The following is a 19,164-nucleotide window of genomic DNA, read 5'->3' as shown; positions in this document are numbered from 1 at the left end:
CGTCGCTCAGAAAGGAAGCGCAGGCGCGCTAGAGCCGCGCCTGCAGCAGCGGCGGCCGGCGGTTGAACCACGGGCGCGCCGCCTCCAGCTGCGCCGCGAGGCGCAGCAACAACGCGTCGTTGCCCTCGCGTGCGGCGAACTGAACGCCGATCGGCAGCCCACGAGCGTTCCACGCGAGCGGCACCGACATCGACGGCTGGCCCGTCAGGTTGAACAGCTCCGTGCAGCCCGCCCACGCGAACGCCTTGTTCGAGGCTTCGGTCAGCAGCTTTCTCATCAGCACTTCCACCGGCATGGCCGTGACCGCGCGCATCTGGATGCGCTCGCTCTGGCTTGGCTTCAGTTCGCCGATTTTCACCGGCGGCGCCGCGAGCGTCGGGCACAGCAGCACGTCGTAGCGCTTCATCAGGTCGGCGAGCTGCGCCGTGATGCGCTGCTGCACGTCGAGCGCCGCGGGCAGCTCGCGCTCGCCGAGCTTCTGGCCGATGTGCGCCATGGCCCAGGTGGCGATCTCGAACTCCCGGCGGCGCGGCTTAGTGCCGGTGATGTCGTCCGCGTGCAGCACGTACTGTTCGGCCACCACCGACCACAGCATGAGGAACGCTTCGCGCGCCTGCCCGTAGTTCACGGGCAGCGAATACGGCTCCACGCGATGGCCGAGCGACGTGAGCAGTTCGGCGGCGTCGTCGAGCGCGCTGCGCACTTCGGGCGAAACCGTGTCCGCGAACATCGGCTCGGTCAGCAGCGCGATGGCGAGCGGCTTCGATCCGTCGAGCGGCGCGCGCGCGGCGGCGAGGAAGGTGCCGGGCGCGCCGGCAGGCAGCGCGGGGTCGCCGGCGATCAGGTCGAGCATCAGCGCGCTGTCACGCACGCTGCGCGACACCGCGAGATCGACGCCGAGCGCGCCGGGCGGCGGCGGCACGTCGGACGCGGGCTGGAACGCGCGCGACGGCTTGAAGCCGAAGAGCCCGCAGCACGACGCCGGAATGCGGATCGACCCGCCGCCGTCGGACGCATGCGCGAGCGGCACGATGCCCGCCGCGACCGAGGCGGCCGCGCCGCCGCTCGAGCCGCCGGGCGTGTGATCGAGGTTCCACGGGTTGCGGCAGGGGCCGAACAGCTCGGGTTCGGTATAGGGCATCTGCCCGAGTTCCGAGGCGCTGGTCTTGCCGAAGATGTTCAGGCCCGCGGCGCGAAAGCGCGCGATCACGGGCGCGTCGGCGGTGGGGATGTAGTGGCGGTAATGGCGGCTGCCGAGCGTCATGCGCAGCCCGGCCACCGCCGCGCCGAGGTCCTTGACGAGAAACGGCACGCCCGCGAGCGGCCCTTCGCTCAGCGCACTCACGCCGTTGCCGGACGCCTCGATGCGCCGCGCGCGCTCGCGCGCCGCTTCATAGTCCTTGAGGACGATGGCGTTGATGGCAGGGTTGGTGGCTTCCGCACGGGCGATGGCGGTGTCGAGCAACTCGCGCGCGCTCACCTCGCGGCGGCGCACGAGATCGGCGAGGCCGATGGCGTCGTATTCCAGATAGTCGGACTGCAAGGCGCGCACTCCTCGTCGTCGGGTTGGGGCCGGGCTTGGGCGATACGGGCTACGCAAGGAGTGTAAGCGGGCGGCGCGCTTGCGGGGTCTGTCGTTGCGCGCGCATCGATGCAGCAGGGGTGCGCGCACAACGACTGACGGGCGGCGGCAAGGCCTCATCGCGACAACCGCCGCCGCCCGAAGGGTATTACAGATGCTCGGCGAGGAAGCTCAGCGTGCGGCCGTGCGCGAGCGCCGAAGCGTGCTGGTTGTACGAGGCGCGCACCGAGCAGTTGAAGCCGTGATCGGCGTTCGGGTACAGGTGGAACTCGGCGTTCGGGCGGCCCGCGAAGCGCTCCTTCACCTGGCCCACCGCCGACAGCGGAATGCCGTGATCGAGCTCGGCGTAGTGGAAGAGAATCGGCTTGGTGACCTGGTCGGCGAGATCGAGCTGATTCTGGATGCCGCCGCCGTAGTAGGACACCGCTGCATCCACCGAGCCGCTGGCGGCCGCGAGGTAGGCAAGGCGGCCGCCGAAGCAGTAGCCGATCGCCGCGACCTTGCCCGTGCACTCGGGCAGCGCGCGCAGCGCGGCCGCCGTCGCGGCGATGTCCTCGACCACGAGGTTGACGTCCGTCTTCTGCATCAGTGCGATGCCGCGATCGCGGTCCGCGCCCACGTAGTCGAGTTCGACGCGCGGGGCTGCGCGCCAGAACACGTCGGGGGCGATCGCCACGTAGCCGTCGAGCGCGTATTGCTCGACGACGTCGCGGATGTGCCCGTTCACGCCGAAGATCTCCTGCAGGATGACGATGCCCGGGCCCTTGCCGCCCTTGGGCAGCGCGAGGTACGCGCCGAAGCTGTCATTGCCGGCGGGAATGTCGATCCATTGGGTGGAAACGCTCATGTTGTTTCTCCGTCTTCATCAATGAGTCATGCGACGCGCCGCAGCGCTCAGGCAGGCGGCTCGCACACTGCCCGCGGCGCGTCGCGAAATCGGGGAGCCAGTTTGCCATAGGCCCTTGAACCTCTGCAGCGCACGCCACGGAAACCTCGTTCTCGCAAGCGGATCGTAATGATCTTGATTATTCATTTTTCGGGCGCGAGGGCTTTGGCTAGAGTCGGTAGCGATTTGTACCGTTATCGCTCATTCCGCCATACAAGGATCGCCTCATGAGTTCTGCTCCCGCGTTGCGCACATCGCCCGACTTTTCCACGCCGTTCAGCCGCCGCTTCGGTTTGCGCCTGCCGCTCGTGCAGGGGCCGATGGCGGGCGGCCCGACCACGCCCGCGCTCGTCGCGGCGGTATCCAACGCGGGCGGGCTCGGTTTTCTCGCCGGCGCGGCGCTCGCGCCCGAAAAGATCGCGAGCGAAGTCGCCGCGATTCGCGCGCTCACGGACAAGCCGTTCGGCGTGAATCTCTTCGTGCTCGACCCCGCGCATCCCGAAGAGGCCACCGTGCGCCGCGCGCTCGAAGCGATCGATCCGGTGGCGGCGCAGTTCGGCCTGCCGCCCGGCGAGGCGCTCGCACGTTACGCGCCCGACGTTCGCGCGCAACTGCACATGGTGATCGAGTTGCGCGTGCCGGTGGTGAGCTTCACGTTCGGCCTGTTGCCCAAGGCCGATGTTGCTCGCCTGCAGGCAGCGGGCAGCTACGTGATGGGCACGGCGACGCACGTGGCCGAAGCCCTCGCGTGGCGCGACGCGGGTGCGGATGCGATCGTCGCGCAAGGCGCCGAAGCGGGCGGGCACCGCGGCACGTTCATCGGCGAGGCGCCGCACGCGCTCGTCGGCACGATGGCGCTGGTGCCGCAACTCGTGGATGCCGTCGAGGCGGCCGGCCTGCCGGTGCTGGCGGCGGGCGGCATCATGGACGGGCGCGGCATCGTCGCGGCGCTCGCGCTGGGCGCGCAAGGCGTGCAGATGGGCACCGCGTTTCTCGGCTGCGCGGAAAGCGCGATTCCCGCCGAGTGGAAGGCGCGGCTGCGTGCGTCGACGGATACCGCGACCTCGGTCACGCGCGCGATCACCGGGCGCCACGCGCGCGGCATTCGCAATCCGCTCATGCAGCAGCTCGAGGCGCGGCCCGAGACGGTCGCGCCGTACCCCGTGCAGAACGCGCTCACGCAGCCGTTGCGTCAGCGCGCGGCGCGCGAGAACGACGGCAACTATCTTTCGCTGTGGTCGGGGCAGGGCGCACCGCTTTCGCGCACGCGCGAGGCGGGTCTGGGCGCCGCGCAAATCGTTGCGGCGCTCGATGCCGAATCGCGCGCGCTTCTCGGCAAACTGTTCAGCGAACGACTCGGCAGACTCAGTCACGACGCGTGAGGTATCTGGCCGCATGAGATGCGGGTCTGCAACGCATCGGCGTCCGAAATTAATCGAATGCTTACTTGAACCGGCACGCGCAAAAAGCGCGTGCCCGACGCGCGCGCAACTCGCAAACGTTATCGCGAATGCGAGGGATTTTCATATGGTCGCAAGGCGTCCTGGTGTATTCCCGGAACGCGTGCGCTAACACACCAATAACTCCCGTCAACCAATCCAAAAAACGATTCGCGCGGGACCTCTCAGGGAATCTCCCAATAATTGGATCCAAAGTCGGGATGCCTTATTACATAAGGCTTGCGGTCGATTGATCAGGGTTTCGAACTGTTCTTGCACTACGCATATTGGTACTCGCACCAATATCTGAAAAAAATCCCCCAAATTAATTTGATCACCTACACTTGCGCGCAAGTATGGATGGGCGGCCCGCCATGAACGGACCATTCGCCATGCTGGCCAGGTGCATCAAGGATGCATCCTGCGTGGTCGTCCGCACGGGGAGCGACACGTTCGGGGCGCGGGAGCACTGGGCGATTACGTAGCTTTTGGGTTCGAAACTGGAGACTTACATGACTATCAAGCTTCACAAGCTGTTGCCGATCAGCGCTGCGGCCATTATGTTCGCGTCGTTCGCAACGGCAGCGAGCGCAGACGTTACGGTCAAGATTGGCCACGTCGCGCCGCTTACGGGTGGGATTGCGCACCTCGGTAAAGACAACGAAAACGGCGCACGTCTCGCAGTCGAAGAGATCAACGCGAAGGGCCTCATGGTCGGCGGCCAGAAGGTCACGCTCGTGCTCGACGCACAAGACGACGCGGCTGACCCGCGCACGGCCACCCAGGTCGCGCAGAAGCTCGTCGACGACAAGGTCGTTGCCGTCGTCGGCCACCTGAACTCGGGCACTTCGATCCCGGCATCGAAGATCTACAGCGATGCAGGCATCGTGCAGATCTCGCCGTCGGCCACGAACCCGGCCTACACGCAACAAGGCTTCAAGACGACCTACCGTGTCGTGGCGACGGACGCCCAGCAGGGCCCGGCGCTCGCGAACTACGCGGCGAAGAACCTGAAGGTCAAGACCGTTGCCGTGGTCGACGACTCGACGGCTTATGGCCAGGGTCTCGCGAACGAATTCGAGAAGACCGCCAAGTCGCTCGGCATGAACGTGCTGTCGCATGACGCGACGAACGACAAGGCCGTGGACTTCCGCGCCATTCTGACGAAGATCAAGGGCGAAAACCCCGACGCGATCATGTACGGCGGCATGGACGCCACCGGCGGCCCGTTCGCCAAGCAAGCCAAGCAGCTTGGCCTGCGCGCGAAGGTGCTCGCGGGTGACGGCGTCTGTACCGACAAGCTGGCCGACCTCGCTGGCGACGCGACCGACAACATCGTGTGTTCGGAAGCAGGCATGGCGCTCGAAAAGATGCCGGGCGGCAAGGAATTCGAAGCCAAGTTCGAGAAGCGCTTCGGCCAGCCGATCCAGATCTACGCACCGTTCACGTATGACGCTGTGTACATCATCGTCGACGCCATGAAGCGTGCGAACTCGACGGATCCGGCAAAGATCCTCGCCGAAATGCCGACGACGGACTACAAGGGCGTGATTGGCGAGACGACCTTCGATTCGAAGGGCGACCTCAAGCACGGCGTGATCTCGCTGTACAACTACAAGTCGGGCAAGAAGTCGCTGCTCGACGTCGTGAAGATGTAAATCGCGCTTAGCGCGTATTTACCGATTTCGCTCACGCGATTGGAAAAGCCCGCGGGTTTCGGCCCGCGGGCTTTTTTTCTCGTTTGGGGTTGCGCGCCGCGCGGCTATCGATGCGCTAGAAGCGCTTTCAGATCCCCAGCCGCCGCAGCACCTTCGGCCCCGCAAACGCCACGAGCGCCGCGCACAACGCCACCACGGCGAGCCCGACCGTGAGATTGGTCACCTGCGTGATGCCGCCGATCACCACCGGGCCGAACAGCAAGCCGAAATACGCAATGCCCGCGACGTGCGCTAGCCCTTCGGCCGCGTGAATGCCTTTCACGCGCGCGGCGGCCGCGAACAGCACCGGCATCATGTTGGCGAGGCCGAGGCCCATCAGCGTGAAGCCCGTGAGCGCCGTGAACGAGAACGGCAGCAACAGCGCGCCGATCATGCCCGCGCACGCGAGCGAGGCGCTCGCCATCACGAGCTGCGGCGCGCCAAAGCGTGCGCGCACGGCGTCGCCGGCGAAGCGCGCCGCGGCCATGCCGCCCGAGAACGCCGCGTAGGCCGCGCTGGCGAGCGCAGGTGTGGAGAGCACCACGTCGCGCATGTAGACTGTGGCCCAGTCGTACATTGCGCCTTCGGCGATCAGCGCGATGAGCGCGATGGCGCCGAGCGCCCAGAGCGCGGGCGTGCGCCAGCGGTTGCCGGTTTTCGCGTGCTCCCCGTGTGTGGCGTGCGGCACGTGCGGCAGGACGGCCGGGCACGAGACGAACAGCACGAGCGCCGCCAGCGCCGAAGCGAGAAAGAGATGCAGCGCCGGCGCCATGCCGCGCGCGAGCAGCGCGCCGCCAATCGCCGCGCCCGCCATGCCGCCCAGGCTGAACATGCCGTGCAGCCCCGACATGATCGGCTTGGCGACGGCTTCTTCCACGGCGCTCGCTTCGGCGTTCATGGCGACGTCGAGCGTGGCCATGCCCACGCCGAAAAAGGCGAGCACGACGATCAGCATCCAGTAATACGGGACCACGAGGATCAGCGCGCCGCACACGGACATCGTCAGGCCGCCGGTGAGGCAGGCGCGGCGCGAGCCCACGCGCGCGATCCAGCCGCCGATGGTCGTCATCGCGGCGATCGAGCCGCCCGCGACCGCGAACAGCGCGTAGGAGAGCAGCGCCGGGCTCAGATGGAATTTGTCGCGCACGGTGGGCACGTGCACGCCCCACGACGCGTACATCATGCCGGCGACGAAAAAGAGCGCCATGGTCGCGATGCGCGCGCGATGACGCGTGGCGGCGGGCAGCGCCCGATGATGGGCGGCTGGGCTCGCGACGGCGAGGGCGGGATCGGTCGGTCGGTCGGACACGGGAATTCCGGGCAGAAGGAAGAGAAGGGACCAGGAAGGCGCCTGAAAGCAAACGATGATTCTAACGAAGGTGCGACCGGCCTGTCGCAGCGCGTTGGCCGGGCCGGCTGCTCTAATATCGGCAGAATCCATGGTTCGATTCGAGGACGCGCCCTTGAAGATTCCCGCTCACGCCCCGCTGCATCTGCTGCACCAGGCGCCCACCGGCACGCTCGCCACGCACTCGCGCGAGCCGCGCGGTTTCCCGTATCCCACGCTGCTGCCGTTCGCGGTCGACGCGCGGCATCGTCCGGTGATCCTGGTGAGCCGCCTGGCCGAGCACACGCGCAATCTGCTCGACGACCCGCGCGCGGGCTTTCTCGTCGCGCACGCCCCCGACGCCGACGTGCTGAACGCCCCGCGCGCGACCCTGCTCGGCCGCTTCGAACCGGTCGCGCCGGTCGATTCAGCCGCCCACGAAGCGAACGAGGCGCTGGCGCGGCGCTACGTGCGCTATCACCCGGACGCCGAGCGCTATCTCGCACTCGGCGACTTCACCTTCTGGGTCATGCACGTCGAGCGGCTGCGCTATATCGGCGGCTTTGGCGCGATGGGCTGGATGGACGGCGCCGACCTCGACACGCTCACGCCGCTCGCTCCTGCCGACGAAGCCACGCTGATCCGCTTCTTCGAAACGCACCCCGCGCGGCGCGCTGGCCTGGATCTCGCAGGCGTGGATCGCTACGGCGCCGATCTCGTGATCGACGGCGCTCGTACGCGCTTCGTTTTCGATGCACCACAGCTTGATTTGCAATCCTTGCATGCGGTGCTAGCGGACTGCATAGAGCGCCATACGCAATGACGGTTTATTCCGCCCATGCGGGCGTTATCCGCCGTTCTATATAGCGCGTGGCCTCATGCTGCCTCGCAGCAACCGGTTTCTGTCCCCGTTGATTGGCTCAAAGTTGTCATGCGATGAAATGTTTGACGTATTTCAACGCATTTAATTTTCATCCGCTGCTAATTATGAGATGTGGATTTATCTGGCGAAAGCGGGATTTAGTAAAAATACCGATTTGCACGAAATGACAATGAGTTAGACGCTTGCTGGAAGACGCTGGATTGGAAATCTGGCTTTAATTATTTTTATTGCTTACACGCAACCCGGCATTCAAATCTGTGTTAATCTCGCCACCGATTTCCGAGGCACGCATCTATCAATCGGCATACTGGCGCGAGATCAGTAGCCATTAAGATCAAACCACAAGGGCACCTATGTCTTCCTACAAGGAACTTCTCGCTCAGCGAGAGAAGCTGGAAAAGCAGATTGAAGAGGCGAAGGCTCGCGAATATGCCGAGGTCCTCGATGAAATCAAGCAGAAAATGGCCGACTACGGCATTACCCTGGCAGAACTCGGTGGCGGCCGCGCCAGCGCCAAAGCCGCGAAGGCAGCCAGCCGTTCGCGTGCGAGCGTCGCGCCGAAATACCGCGATCCCGACAGCGGCAGCACGTGGTCGGGCCGTGGCAAGCCGCCGCGCTGGATCGCCGGTCAAGACCGCGATCGTTTTCTGATCCAGAAGTAAATCAACTTGTCAGCGGCGCGTTTGAACGCGCTGTGCATGAGTGAAAGCAGCAGCGGAGTCGGGCGAGGTATCTCCCGATTCTCGAAAACAAGAAGCCGCGCAGTCCGGGGACGCGCGGCTTTTTGATTTTCTGCGCCACGCGCGATTGGATCGAAGCGTATCCTTGACATGAATGAGAATGCTTCTTGGTATTGTAGGCATCTGATTTAAAAGAGATTTTTAGGGTTATCCATAAAATCGTCGCATGCAGTCGCTACAATCGCGGTTATTCCCTAATTTGCTCTCGCGCCGCGCATGACTTCCTCCTCCGCCCCGCCGTTATCAGATAAACACGAGGTCGCGCGCCGCACGACCTGGGTCAGCGTTGCCGTCAATAGTGTTCTGGTGGTGCTGCAAATCGTCATTGGCGTGTTTGCGCATTCGCAGGCGTTGATCGCCGATGGCGTTCATTCGCTGGCCGATATCGTTTCCGACTTCGTCGTGCTGCTGGCCAACCGGCATAGCGGCGCAAAGCCGGACGCCGATCATAACTACGGCCACAGCCGTTATGAGACGGTCGCGTCGTTATTCCTTGGCGCATTATTGATTGCGGTGGGCGTCGGCATGCTGGTGCGCGCCGGCACGCGCATCATGAATCTCGGCGATATTCCCGCGCTGCACGTGAGCGCGCTGGTCGTCGCGCTCCTCGTGCTGGTTTCCAAGGAAGGTCTCTTTCGCTACATGCTGCGCGAGGCGCAGCGCGTGCGCTCGGCCATGCTGATCGCCAATGCGTGGCATGCGCGCTCGGACGCGGCTTCGTCGCTCGTCGTGGCGATCGGCATTGTGGGCAGTCTCGCGGGCGTGCGACTGCTCGATCCGATCGCGGCGGCCATCGTCGGCTTCATGGTCGCGCGCATGGGCTGGGTGTTCGGCTGGGACGCGCTGCAGGACCTCTCGGACCGCGCGCTCGACGAAGCCACCGCCGCGGACCTGCGCGCGCTGCTGATGGGCACGCCGGGCGTGCTCGACGTGCACGAGATGCGCACCCGCAAGACGGGAGACCTCGCGCTCGTGGATGCGCACATCCTCGTCGATCCGCTGATTTCGGTTTCGGAAGGGCACTACATCGCGGAGTCGGCGCGCGCGCGCCTGCTCACCGATGCACGCGTGCTCGACGCGCTGATTCACGTCGATCCCGAAGACGACATGCACGTGCGGTCCGTGGCCAACCTGCCTGCGCGCGACGATGTCGCCAAGCGCTTGCGAAACGCGCTGGCGGAGCATGACGTGCACATCGAAGGCATCACGCTGCACTACTTGAGCACGGGGCTGGAGATTCAGGTGGTGCTGGCCGCGGCGGACGACGCGCGCCGCGCGGCCTCGATGGACCTCGAAGCGCTGCGCGCGAGCCTCGGCGCGAGCAAGCTCGACGTCATGCAGTCGGTCGATGCACATGGCGCGCTGGCCGTGCCCGTCAAACCGCACGAGGCGCATTGAATCTCACCACGCGGTTGGCACGCGCGCGGCGCGGCAGTGAAGCCACCGCGCCGTTATCGCTTCACAGCGGCAATTGCGTATCGAACTTGATTTCCCGCAGCACGACGCTCGTACGCACCTGCGCCACGGCGGGAATGCGGAAGATGCGTTCGTGCAGGAAGGCGTCGTAGGCCTTGATGTCGGGCGCAACGATCTTGAGGATGTAGTCCGATTCGCCCGTGGTGCTGTAACACTCGGTGACTTCGGGGCAGGTGGCGATCTCACGTTCGAAGGCTTCGACACCGCCTTCGGTGTGGCGCGTGAGATGGATATGCGCGAGCGCGCAGACGTGCAGGCCAAGCTTTTCGCGATCGAGCAGCGCCGTGTAGCGCTGGATCACGCCCGACTGTTCCATGTCCTTGATACGGCGCCAGCACGGCGTGCTGGAGAGCCCCACCTGATCGGAAATTTCCTGCACCGAACGGCGCGCGTCGAGCTGCAGCAGGCGCAGGATCTTCTGAGAGAACGTATCGAGTGTCAACTGCGCCTCCATTGCGTCGCTGTATTCCTGAATGGTAGAGGCCAGGAGAACAGAACGCAATGCGAAGCGCAGATGATGAGGGAGATTACCTAATTTGCCGGAGTGCTCGCGGCGTTTTGCCCTGAGTCGTCCCCATCTGCTGCGAGCGCGGCTTGCTGTGCGCGCAGGTCGGCCAGCATGTTGCAAAAGAGGGCGCCTTGCTCGATCGCGTCGTCGAGCGCGACATGCGTGTGCGGATGATCGTCGAACCAGTGCTTCGGAAAGCGCGGCTTGATGCACTTGCGGTACGGCAGGCCCGTCATCGCGAAGGCGAGCGTCTTGATGTCGAGCGCCGACCACGAGAACGGACAACGCCCGGCGAAACGCATCATGTACCAGAACATGAAGGTGAAATCGAAGCCCGCCGGCATCGCCACGAACACCGGCTTGCCGGGCAGTGCCTCGACCCATTCCACATAGGCGACGAGCGCCGCCGCCGGGTCCTGCAGATCCTTGCGGCACGCGGCCCAGGCCTCGGGCTGCGTCTCCCACCAGGCGGCCTGCACCGGATGCGGCGCCGCGCCTTCCAGCATCTCGAGATTGGCCGAGAACGTGGCGATCAAATGCTTGTCGGCGGTGTACGCGGCCGAAGCGAAACTCAGCATCGAATGCGGGCCCGGAATGGGACCATCGGCCTCGACGTCGGTGCTGACGTAAATCTCCTCAATAGCGGCTTGATTCATCGTACTTTTCACTCTCATCCAGGTACGCCATCTGCTACGTAAGGGTTGGAGCGGCGCTCCTCGCCGAAGGTCGAAACCGGGCCATGGCCCGGCACGAACGTGACGTCGTCGCCCAGCGGCCAGAGCTTTTCGCGGATCGAACGGATCAGGTCCGCATGATTGCCGCGCGGAAAGTCCGTGCGGCCGATCGATCCCGCGAACAGCACGTCGCCGACCGTCGCGACCCGGTGCTTGCGGCTGAAGAAGATCACGTGACCCGGCGTGTGCCCGGGGCAGTGATAGACCTCGAGTTCCTCGCCGCCGAAGCGCACCGTGTCGCCGTCTTGAAGCCAGCGCGTGGGCTCGAACGCCTCGGCGTGGCCGAAGCCGAAGCGCACGCTCTGCTGCGGCAACTGGTCGATCCAGAAGCGCTCGTCCTCCTGCGGCCCTTCGATCGGCACGCCGAACTTCGTGGCGAGCGCCTTCGCGCCGGCGCAGTGGTCGAGGTGGCCATGGGTGAGCAGCACCTTTTCCAGCTGCACGCCCTGACGCTCGATTTCAGCCTCGATGCGTTCGAGGTCGCCGCCCGGATCGACGACGGCGGCGCGGTTCGTCGTTTCGTCGACGAGCAGCGAGCAGTTTTGCTGGAACGGCGTGACGGGAATCAGCGTGACTTTCATGCGGGGATCGTGGGGTTCGGGTCTCGCGGGGCGGGCGCGGCAACGCTTCGAAAGCGCCGGTGCGTGCCGACGGCCCCAGCCAAAGGATCGATTGTACCGGGGTGCAGGAAGCGCCGCCGACGCCGCTCGCGACGGCCTCAATCCCTTGTCTGACAAGGGATGCGGCGGCGCAAGGCGAACGGCTTTGTTACATCAATAGTGAAAAATCATGGAGATTTGTGAGGCACAGGCGTGACAGGAATAACTTTTGGGTATAATGCGACCCATCACGCACGGAATTCGTGCTTTCAAAGGGCGGTGTGACCTTCGTAAAAAAAGAGGTCGCATACATCGCCGTCAAGCAGTGCTGTCGTTCTAGGCGGGCCGAAACAGGCTGCCTTACAAGATAGCAAATCAGGTGTCGATCCGTTCGACGCCGCACGTCTTGCCCAGCCAGGTGCCACGCGCCTGCAACGGCCTACATGCCGTGACGCTGGGTGGGGCCTACGCCGCCGTTCCTGTGCGCCGAGAGTTTCCGGCGCGCCTGAACGAGCTTCATCGTTCGATGGCGGCATGTGGGGTCTGGTCAGGCTGCCGGGGACAGGTTGCGCCAGACGTGAAAGATAACTAGCGGTTAGCGGCTTATTAGGGCTGCATCCGGGCATTGGCACGCGTTCGCCTTTTTCATTCCAGGCGAGCGATGGCGAAGCTTTGCCCGCGACCGCCGAAGCTTTTCCGACAACGCGCACATATGGCGCGGGACAGGCTTCGAGAACGTGATGGCAATGTTATGAACCTTAGACTGACTCGACGACGACTCGGGAGTCTCGCGGCCGTGTCCATTCTGGCCGGTTGTGCCATGCCGCCTGCCCAGCAGGACCAGGCATCCAGCGACGCCCTTCGTACGAAGGATGCCGCTTTCACCGCGCCGCAGGGCTACGGCTCCGCGCTCGCTGCGCTGCCCGCATCGGGCACCGCCAAGGACAACTCGCTCGCGAACGCCGAGGCGATCGACGAGAACAGCCCGGACGTCCACTCGTTCCACCAGACCGGCCGCGCCTCGTGGTACGGCCGCGCGTTCCACGGCCGCCGCACCGCAAGCGGCGAGCGCTTCAACATGAAGGCGCTCACGGCTGCGCACCGCACGCTGCCGCTCGGCTCGTATGTGCGGGTGAGCGTGCCCGGCACGTCGAAGTGGGTGGTGGTGAAGATCAACGACCGTGGCCCGTACGCACGTGGCCGTGTACTCGACCTCTCGTATGCCGCCGCCAAGCTCCTTGGCGTGCAGCACGCGGGTACGGCGAAGGTGGACATCGAAGGCCTCACGCGCCAGGAAGCGAAGGCAGCGCAAGCGGATATGCTTGCCGCGAACTCGAACATCGATCACTAAGCGCGTTCGTTTGGGCGTGGCGCTGGGTGCGCCGCGACGCGCCCGAAGCTGAACCGCCTGGTACCGCTGGATACATACGCGAAGGGCCGCCTGATTGACTCAGGCGGCCCTTCGGTTTTTCCGGCTCGTGCTTTTGGCAGCTTCGGCTGGCGGTTCAGTCGTCCGCTTCTTCCTCGCCTTCACCCTTCAATTCCAGCGCCCGCGCGTAGAGCGCATTGCGCGACGCACCCGTGAGCGCCGCCGCGATCTTCGCCGCGCCCTTCACCGGCACTTCCTGAAGCAGCACGCGCAAAAGCGCGTCGTGATCGGCTTCGCCTTCCGCCTGCTCGCTCGCGCCTTCCACCACCAGCACGAACTCGCCGCGCTGACGGTTCGCATCCCCAGCGAGCCACGTTGGCGCTTCGGCCAGGGTGCCGCTCCAGAGCGACTCGTGTAGCTTCGTCAATTCGCGGGCGATGAGGATGCGGCGCGCGGGACCGAACGCATCGGCGAGCGACTGCACGGTTTCGACGATGCGATGCGGGGCTTCGTAAAACACCATCGCGTGCGTATGCGCGGCCAGCGGCTGCAAGGCGGCTGCGCGCTGCTTGAGCTTGGGCGGCAGAAAACCGAGGAACGTGAAGGTCGAGACCCAGTCGCCGGCAGCGGAAAGCGCCGTCGCGAGTGCGCTCGCGCCAGGCAGCGGCACGACGTTCAGGCCGGCGGCGCGCACGGCGTCCACGAGTTTCGCGCCCGGATCGGAAATGCCGGGCGTGCCGGCGTCCGAAACGCAGGCCACGCGCTCGCCCGCGCGCAGAAATTCGATCACGCGCTGCGCCGCCTCGCGCTCGTTGTGCTCGTGCACGGCGACGAGCGGCTTCGAAATACCGTAGCGCGCGAGGAGCTGGCCGGTGTTGCGCGTGTCTTCGGCGGCGATGCGATCGACGAGGCCGAGCACGTGCAGCGCGCGCAAAGTGATGTCGGCGACATTGCCGATGGGCGTGGCCACGACGTACAGCGTGGCGGCCGGATACTGCTGGGCCTGTGCGAGTTCGAAGGGGGACGAGAGGGACGTCATGACACGCAACGCGCGAAAGCAGGAAAAGAGGCCGACATTGTGCCATGCGGGCGCGGGCGCACCCGAGGGAAGCGGCGCGAACGAAAGTGCACGCGTCGACAACTTTCGCGCGCGAGCGCAGTCGAATGCCCAACGCCGTGCGACAGGCGCGCGTTTCGAAGCGCACGCGCTGGCGTTTTTGCGTCGCGAGCGCCTCGAGCTGGTCGCGCGCAACGTGAACTGCCGCGGCGGCGAACTCGATCTCGTGATGCGCGAGCGCGACGGCACGCTGGTTTTCGTGGAAGTGCGAGCACGCGCGCGGCCGGAATTCGGCGGCGCGGCGGCGAGCGTGGGGTGGCGCAAACAGCAGCGCGTGCTGCGCGCGGCGCGCTACTTTCTCGCGACATGGCGCGCCGCCGATGCGAACGGGAAAGCGGCCACGCAAGCGCGAACGCCGCCCGCGTGCCGCTTCGACGTGATCGCGTTCGAGAGCGGCCGGCTCGTGTGGCTGCGCGACGCGTTTCAACCGGAAGCCCACCAGAGCTAAAACTTACGCAATGGAAAGAAGGGTGAAAATGAACGCCCTCGAGTGCGCTAAACTTGCGGCACGCCGCACCACGCGGAAATTTTGCGATACCCGCAGTACAGATTAGAGAGTCGATGTCCGTCGAACGCATTCAACAGCACTTCCGCGATAGCGCAGCCACTACGCTCGCGGCCATGGAAACCCTGGCGGTCCCGATTGCCGCCGCGGTCGATACGATGTTCGCCGCGCTCGCGAACAGCAACAAGATTCTCGCGTGTGGCAATGGCGGATCCGCCGCCACCGCCCAGCAGCTGGCCGCCGAACTGATCGGCCGGTTCGAGCGCGAACGTCCGGGCCTGCCCGCGCTCGCGCTGACCACCGACGCCTCGGTGCTCACCGCAGTCGCCAACGACTACGCGTACGAGCAGGTATTCGCGAAGCAGGTGCGCGCGCTCGGCCAGCCTGGCGACGTGCTGCTCGCCATCACGACCTCGGGCAACTCCGTAAACGTGCTGGCCGCCATTCAGGAAGCGCACGAACGCGAAATGGTCGTGATCGCGCTGACCGGCAAGGGCGGCGGCGACGTGAACAGCGTGCTCGCCGATACCGACATTCAGCTGTGCGTGCCGAGCGACCGGACGGCGCGTGTTCAGGAAGTGCATCTGTTAACTATTCACTGCCTGTGCGACGGCATCGACGCGATGCTGCTGGGCGAAGACTGACACCGTAAGACGAAGAGAGGGGAAGTTGATGAGCAGATACGGCATGACGCGCGCGCTGGCACGGACCACGCTGACGATCGGCTTCGCAGCCTCACTCTGCGCAAGCCTGCAGGGCTGCTTCCTGGCGCTGGCGGGCGCGGCGGGGGGCACGGCGCTGGTGGCAACCGACCGCCGCACGGTGGGATCGCAAACCGAGGACCGCGAGATCCAGGTGAAGGCGCTCGCCGATCTCGGCAAGCAACTGCCCGATACGGCGCACGTGAACGTGGCGGTGTTCAACCAGCGCGTGCTGATCACGGGTGAAGTGCCCGACGACGCCTCGAAGCAGAAGGCCGAGAGCATCGTGCGAGCCGTGACGAACGTCGCTTCGATCGTCAACGAGCTGGCGGTGCAGCCGGCCAGCTCGTTCTCCGACCGCGCGAACGACTCGTACCTCGAAGGACGCGTGAAGGCGGAACTGATTGCCTATAAGGGCATCTCCGCGAACAACTTCAAGGTGGTGAGCGAGCGTGGCACGATCTATCTGATGGGCCTCGTTACGCCGGATGAAGGCAATATCGCCGCCAACGCGACGGCCGGGGTGATGGGCGTGGCGCAGGTGGTGAAGTGCTACCAGTACATCGACGCGCAACAGGCGGCGGTGGCGACGGCGGCTGCAGCCAGTGCGCCCGCGGCGGCGCCTGCTGCCGATGCGCCGACGGTGGGGGCGGTGCCTGATTCGGGCGTGACCTCGCAGCCTATTGAGCACCAGGCGCCCGCGCCCGTGACGAATTCGTCGGCTACGAAGCCGGGGAATACGGGGGCTTTGTGATGCGGCGTTTGGTTGGTGGGGTTGTGGTTGCTGGGGCTCTTGTTGGGTTCGCTTCGCCGGCTTTTTCTGCTGTGGCGGATGGGTTGAAGGTCGCTCAGGCGAATGCTTGCATGGGGTGCCATGCGGTGGATCGCAAGCTTGTTGGGCCGTCGTTTAGGGATGTCGCTACGAAGTACAAAGGCGATGCCGCGGCCCAGGCCAAGCTGGAGAAGAAAGTGCGGGACGGTGGGGCCGGGGTCTGGGGGGCTATTCCTATGCCTTCTCACCCTGGGATGAGCGCCGCCGATATCCATTCTGTCGTGACCTGGGTGCTCGCTGGAGCGCCTTCGAAGTAGTTTTGCTTGGGGTCAAATTTGACGCTTGGCAAAACGGATTTTGTGTGTAGAATCGGTGATTCGTTGGGGCGGTAGCTCAGCTGGGAGAGCGTCGCGTTCGCAATGCGAAGGTCGGGAGTTCGATCCTCCTCCGCTCCACCAAGAATTGCTTTAAAAACAACGCACTACGTCTGTCGATGTAGTGCGTTGTTTTGCTTTCTGGAGCAGACTTTCGCATACGGGATGTGGGAGATTTGTGGCAGATAGCAGGCGAAGGCGGTACAGGGGAAGAAGGGGGTAACTTCTTTGGAATGACCGTGAGCAAAATGTCTGGAGCGCCTCCCCGACCTTTAGGCTCCGTCGTCCGACGTATCCATGGCGAACTCCCATAGGTGGTCTGTCAAAGGCCGTAGAGGCCGGCACATTCGGCGTACCGGCGCAACGCTGCACGCACTTCCTACTGCGCAATACGACGAAGTTTCGTCCGCTCCTCGGCGGAGCAAAACGAACAGGGGTTCGCAGCGTACGACTCGACGTCTGACGCGCGATAGGATGGCTCGAGTTTGAGCCGGTCAAGTCCACCGACTGGACACCGATGAACGACACACCTCGCAGAAAGCGCGAACCCATTCGCGTTTGGTGCCTACCTCAAGAAAGGGCGCTTATCGAGGCGAACCCGCGCGACGCTGGCCTGGGTGTGTCGCGGTATTTGCATGACGTCGGTATCGATTACAAGATTGACGATGTCATTGAGGCCGAGCTCGTCGGGGAGCTTGCGAAGATCAACGGGGACCAGGGGCGCTTGGGTGGCTTGTTGAAGCTGCGGCTGACGAACAGCAAGAAATTGGCAGGGCAAGACCCGTAACACTTGCGTAGTGTCATTCATCGCGTCCTCGATCGAATCGTTACCACGCAGAACGCACTGTTCAAGCTAATCAGCGAGCCAAGATCAAAAATTTAAGATCCATTAGGCTCAACGCATGAAGGTGGTCGCAGGTAGCGATTCACCCTCGGACTCCGACGCTGAACGTTTAATAGCCAAATTTGCGGCGAACGAACCGCCGACGGGTAAAATGCCGAACCAGACCCAAAACCTTAGTCGACACCGGACGATTTGAGTCCAGACGGAAGCGGAGTCATCGATCAAAGGGAATGCCGATGGAGCATATCCTTCGATCGCTCTCTTTTTGTGAGACCTAGCTCGTTTAATTGCGTGCGGGCGTGTTAATTTATAGCTAGGCTTAGTTGAGCCACCAAAAAAATATAGGGAGACACAATGCACCTTCCTGCCCATGACGTATTGGCTGAAATGCAGCCGGAGGGAGGGGGGCTGTGGTTCGTGCCAGCTCAAGGATCAGATACGCATGCCATCTTGGTAAAGGCTCCTTCAAGCGTGATTAAGGCGATATCGCGTGGTTCGCGAATCGAATTTTTGATTGGTATGTGTGCAGTCGAAGGAGCGCACTATCTTGGTATAGGCGTGCGTGTGCATGACGACCCGGTTTCGCCGGTTACTTATTTTCGCATTCAAAGGAATGCCATTCAGCATCGTGCGATCTTGGATATATTGACGCGGAGCTCTACCCCGCTTTTCTTTTTTGACGAGCTTTGCAGAAGTGTCGCATGGGCGGAATGCAAACCAGATAGGATTGTTTCGGCTCAAGCCATCGGAAAAATACACCACGTCAAAACACCTTACTTTGGTGTGTTTAACCGGCACTGCAATGCAGTGCTAGACGCAATGCATGAGGTGATAGATCCCCCGTCAATCGAGGGCGATTCACCCCCGTTAGACTTTGTCTGGCTGCCGGTTGAAATTGAGACACTGTATTTCATTAATATTCATGCGGTAGGGATCGTCGAGAACCACGCGTATCGGGCTAACCAAACTGACGAGGGAGGGGGGCAGGAGGTGAACGCCTGGCACCTGTTGGAGAGCCTATTCCCAGTTGGTATTGTAAAGAGTCCTAGTGTAATAGAGGGAAAAAAGGAGCGTGAGCTCATCGACATCCTCTGTTACTACACCGACGAAGAATTGACGGGATTATTCTTAGTTGAGTCCAAGGCGTTGAGTGTCTTGTCAGTTGCACCTGACCAGTCCATGGAGCGGAAAACTAAAAACCAGGACAAACACATCGTTAAGGCGTTAAATCAGTGCAAAGGAGCGATTGCGTCCATTCGAGCCGGATGTCCAATTAGCACACGGGACGGAGCGCCGCTAAAATTCGATCGTTCTGGTCCTCCGCACGTAATTATCCTTGTTGCAGAGATACTCCCTTTTGGTGATCGACAAGACATTGTCAATGCATGTCTTAGCTTCGCCCATGAGGCAGGCGCCTTTGTCCATGTCATGGATATGTGGGAATTAACCACGTTCGTGTCGGCCTCGAAAAACTGCGTGCAACTTGACTTCTACCTATTCGAGCGGTTTAAGAAGTTTATCGAGCACAGAAATCTATTAATGCGAGCAAATTTCGTTCAGTCAGAGAACGAAAGCGTCGACCGTTCCTAACCGCTCCCTAAGTAGCACGGT

At 63.6% G+C, this 19,164-nt stretch carries 19 protein-coding genes and 1 tRNA gene; 13 read left to right on the top strand and 7 right to left on the bottom strand.

Features of this window, described 5'->3' with window-relative positions; genetic code table 11:
* Positions 1–28 precede the first annotated feature (28 nt).
* The gene (locus tag AB4Y40_RS20925; protein WP_368689406.1) at positions 29–1,543 is read right to left on the bottom strand and encodes an amidase; all 1,515 of its coding nucleotides are present in this window, start codon (positions 1,541–1,543) and stop codon (positions 29–31) included.
* Positions 1,544–1,730: 187 nt separating this feature from the next.
* Positions 1,731–2,429, bottom strand: coding sequence for a dienelactone hydrolase family protein (locus AB4Y40_RS20920; RefSeq protein ID WP_368689405.1), 699 nt, complete (start codon positions 2,427–2,429; stop codon positions 1,731–1,733).
* 266 nt (positions 2,430–2,695) lie between these two features.
* Between AB4Y40_RS20920 and AB4Y40_RS20915 the strand changes: the two genes are divergently transcribed.
* Together AB4Y40_RS20915 and AB4Y40_RS20910 are read left to right on the top strand one after the other, a co-directional pair.
* Positions 2,696–3,850, top strand: a complete 1,155-nt coding sequence (locus tag AB4Y40_RS20915) for an NAD(P)H-dependent flavin oxidoreductase (protein WP_368689404.1) — start codon at positions 2,696–2,698, stop codon at positions 3,848–3,850.
* Positions 3,851–4,419: 569 nt separating this feature from the next.
* Positions 4,420–5,565 (top strand): branched-chain amino acid ABC transporter substrate-binding protein, encoded by a 1,146-nt coding sequence (locus tag AB4Y40_RS20910; RefSeq protein WP_342924397.1) that lies wholly within the window; start codon positions 4,420–4,422, stop codon positions 5,563–5,565.
* Between the two features lie 127 nt (positions 5,566–5,692).
* Here the strand turns inward: AB4Y40_RS20910 and AB4Y40_RS20905 are convergent, their stop codons facing one another.
* Complete coding sequence (locus AB4Y40_RS20905) at positions 5,693–6,913, bottom strand: MFS transporter (RefSeq protein ID WP_069265204.1); 1,221 nt, start codon at positions 6,911–6,913, stop codon at positions 5,693–5,695.
* 154 nt (positions 6,914–7,067) lie between these two features.
* On the opposite strand from AB4Y40_RS20905, the gene AB4Y40_RS20900 reads away from it, so the two are divergent.
* The 3 genes from AB4Y40_RS20900 (at position 7,068) to AB4Y40_RS20890 (ending at position 9,952) form a co-directional block, all read left to right on the top strand.
* Entirely contained in the window at positions 7,068–7,754 is a 687-nt protein-coding gene (locus tag AB4Y40_RS20900) for a HugZ family protein (protein WP_368689403.1), read from the top strand.
* Between the two features lie 413 nt (positions 7,755–8,167).
* A complete protein-coding gene (locus AB4Y40_RS20895) occupies positions 8,168–8,476 on the top strand; it encodes an H-NS family nucleoid-associated regulatory protein (protein ID WP_069265202.1) in 309 nt (102 codons plus the stop codon).
* Positions 8,477–8,770: 294 nt separating this feature from the next.
* Positions 8,771–9,952, top strand: a complete 1,182-nt coding sequence (locus AB4Y40_RS20890) for a cation diffusion facilitator family transporter (RefSeq protein ID WP_368689402.1) — start codon at positions 8,771–8,773, stop codon at positions 9,950–9,952.
* A gap of 61 nt (positions 9,953–10,013) precedes the next feature.
* Here AB4Y40_RS20890 and AB4Y40_RS20885 read toward each other — a convergent pair whose 3' ends face one another.
* From AB4Y40_RS20885 to AB4Y40_RS20875, 3 genes are all read right to left on the bottom strand, one after another.
* Complete coding sequence (locus AB4Y40_RS20885; RefSeq protein WP_174479506.1) at positions 10,014–10,484, bottom strand: Lrp/AsnC family transcriptional regulator; 471 nt, start codon at positions 10,482–10,484, stop codon at positions 10,014–10,016.
* A gap of 77 nt (positions 10,485–10,561) precedes the next feature.
* Positions 10,562–11,194, bottom strand: coding sequence for an exonuclease (locus AB4Y40_RS20880; RefSeq protein ID WP_368689401.1), 633 nt, complete (start codon positions 11,192–11,194; stop codon positions 10,562–10,564).
* A 14-nt stretch (positions 11,195–11,208) separates the two neighbouring features.
* Positions 11,209–11,853, bottom strand: coding sequence for an MBL fold metallo-hydrolase (locus AB4Y40_RS20875; protein ID WP_069265200.1), 645 nt, complete (start codon positions 11,851–11,853; stop codon positions 11,209–11,211).
* A 769-nt stretch (positions 11,854–12,622) separates the two neighbouring features.
* On the opposite strand from AB4Y40_RS20875, the gene AB4Y40_RS20870 reads away from it, so the two are divergent.
* Positions 12,623–13,222, top strand: a complete 600-nt coding sequence (locus AB4Y40_RS20870) for a septal ring lytic transglycosylase RlpA family protein (protein WP_342924392.1) — start codon at positions 12,623–12,625, stop codon at positions 13,220–13,222.
* Positions 13,223–13,376: 154 nt separating this feature from the next.
* Here the strand turns inward: AB4Y40_RS20870 and rsmI are convergent, their stop codons facing one another.
* Entirely contained in the window at positions 13,377–14,279 is a 903-nt protein-coding gene (gene rsmI / locus AB4Y40_RS20865) for a 16S rRNA (cytidine(1402)-2'-O)-methyltransferase (protein WP_368689400.1), read from the bottom strand.
* Between rsmI and AB4Y40_RS20860 the strand changes: the two genes are divergently transcribed.
* The 7 genes from AB4Y40_RS20860 (at position 14,278) to AB4Y40_RS20830 (ending at position 19,143) form a co-directional block, all read left to right on the top strand.
* A complete protein-coding gene (locus AB4Y40_RS20860; protein WP_368689399.1) occupies positions 14,278–14,805 on the top strand; it encodes a YraN family protein in 528 nt (175 codons plus the stop codon). The genes rsmI and AB4Y40_RS20860 overlap by 2 nt on opposite strands.
* Before the next feature lie 113 nt (positions 14,806–14,918).
* Positions 14,919–15,506 carry a phosphoheptose isomerase gene (locus AB4Y40_RS20855; RefSeq protein ID WP_069265196.1) on the top strand — a complete coding sequence of 196 codons (588 nt, stop codon included), beginning with the start codon at positions 14,919–14,921 and terminating at the stop codon, positions 15,504–15,506.
* Between the two features lie 28 nt (positions 15,507–15,534).
* A complete protein-coding gene (locus tag AB4Y40_RS20850) occupies positions 15,535–16,317 on the top strand; it encodes a BON domain-containing protein (protein WP_324159678.1) in 783 nt (260 codons plus the stop codon).
* A complete protein-coding gene (locus AB4Y40_RS20845; protein ID WP_368689398.1) occupies positions 16,317–16,652 on the top strand; it encodes a c-type cytochrome in 336 nt (111 codons plus the stop codon). The genes AB4Y40_RS20850 and AB4Y40_RS20845 overlap by 1 nt, the downstream gene beginning before the upstream one ends.
* A gap of 65 nt (positions 16,653–16,717) precedes the next feature.
* Positions 16,718–16,793, top strand: a tRNA-Ala gene (locus AB4Y40_RS20840).
* Between the two features lie 433 nt (positions 16,794–17,226).
* A complete protein-coding gene (locus AB4Y40_RS20835; RefSeq protein WP_368689397.1) occupies positions 17,227–17,496 on the top strand; it encodes a conjugal transfer protein TraJ in 270 nt (89 codons plus the stop codon).
* A gap of 411 nt (positions 17,497–17,907) precedes the next feature.
* Positions 17,908–19,143, top strand: coding sequence for a hypothetical protein (locus tag AB4Y40_RS20830; protein WP_368689396.1), 1,236 nt, complete (start codon positions 17,908–17,910; stop codon positions 19,141–19,143).
* Positions 19,144–19,164 lie beyond the last annotated feature (21 nt).

This window comes from Paraburkholderia sp. EG287B (assembly GCF_040965595.1).
GTDB lineage: Bacteria > Pseudomonadota > Gammaproteobacteria > Burkholderiales > Burkholderiaceae > Paraburkholderia.
Note: the sequence above shows the minus strand (reverse complement) of the source record. Positions and strands in the feature narration are given on the sequence as shown.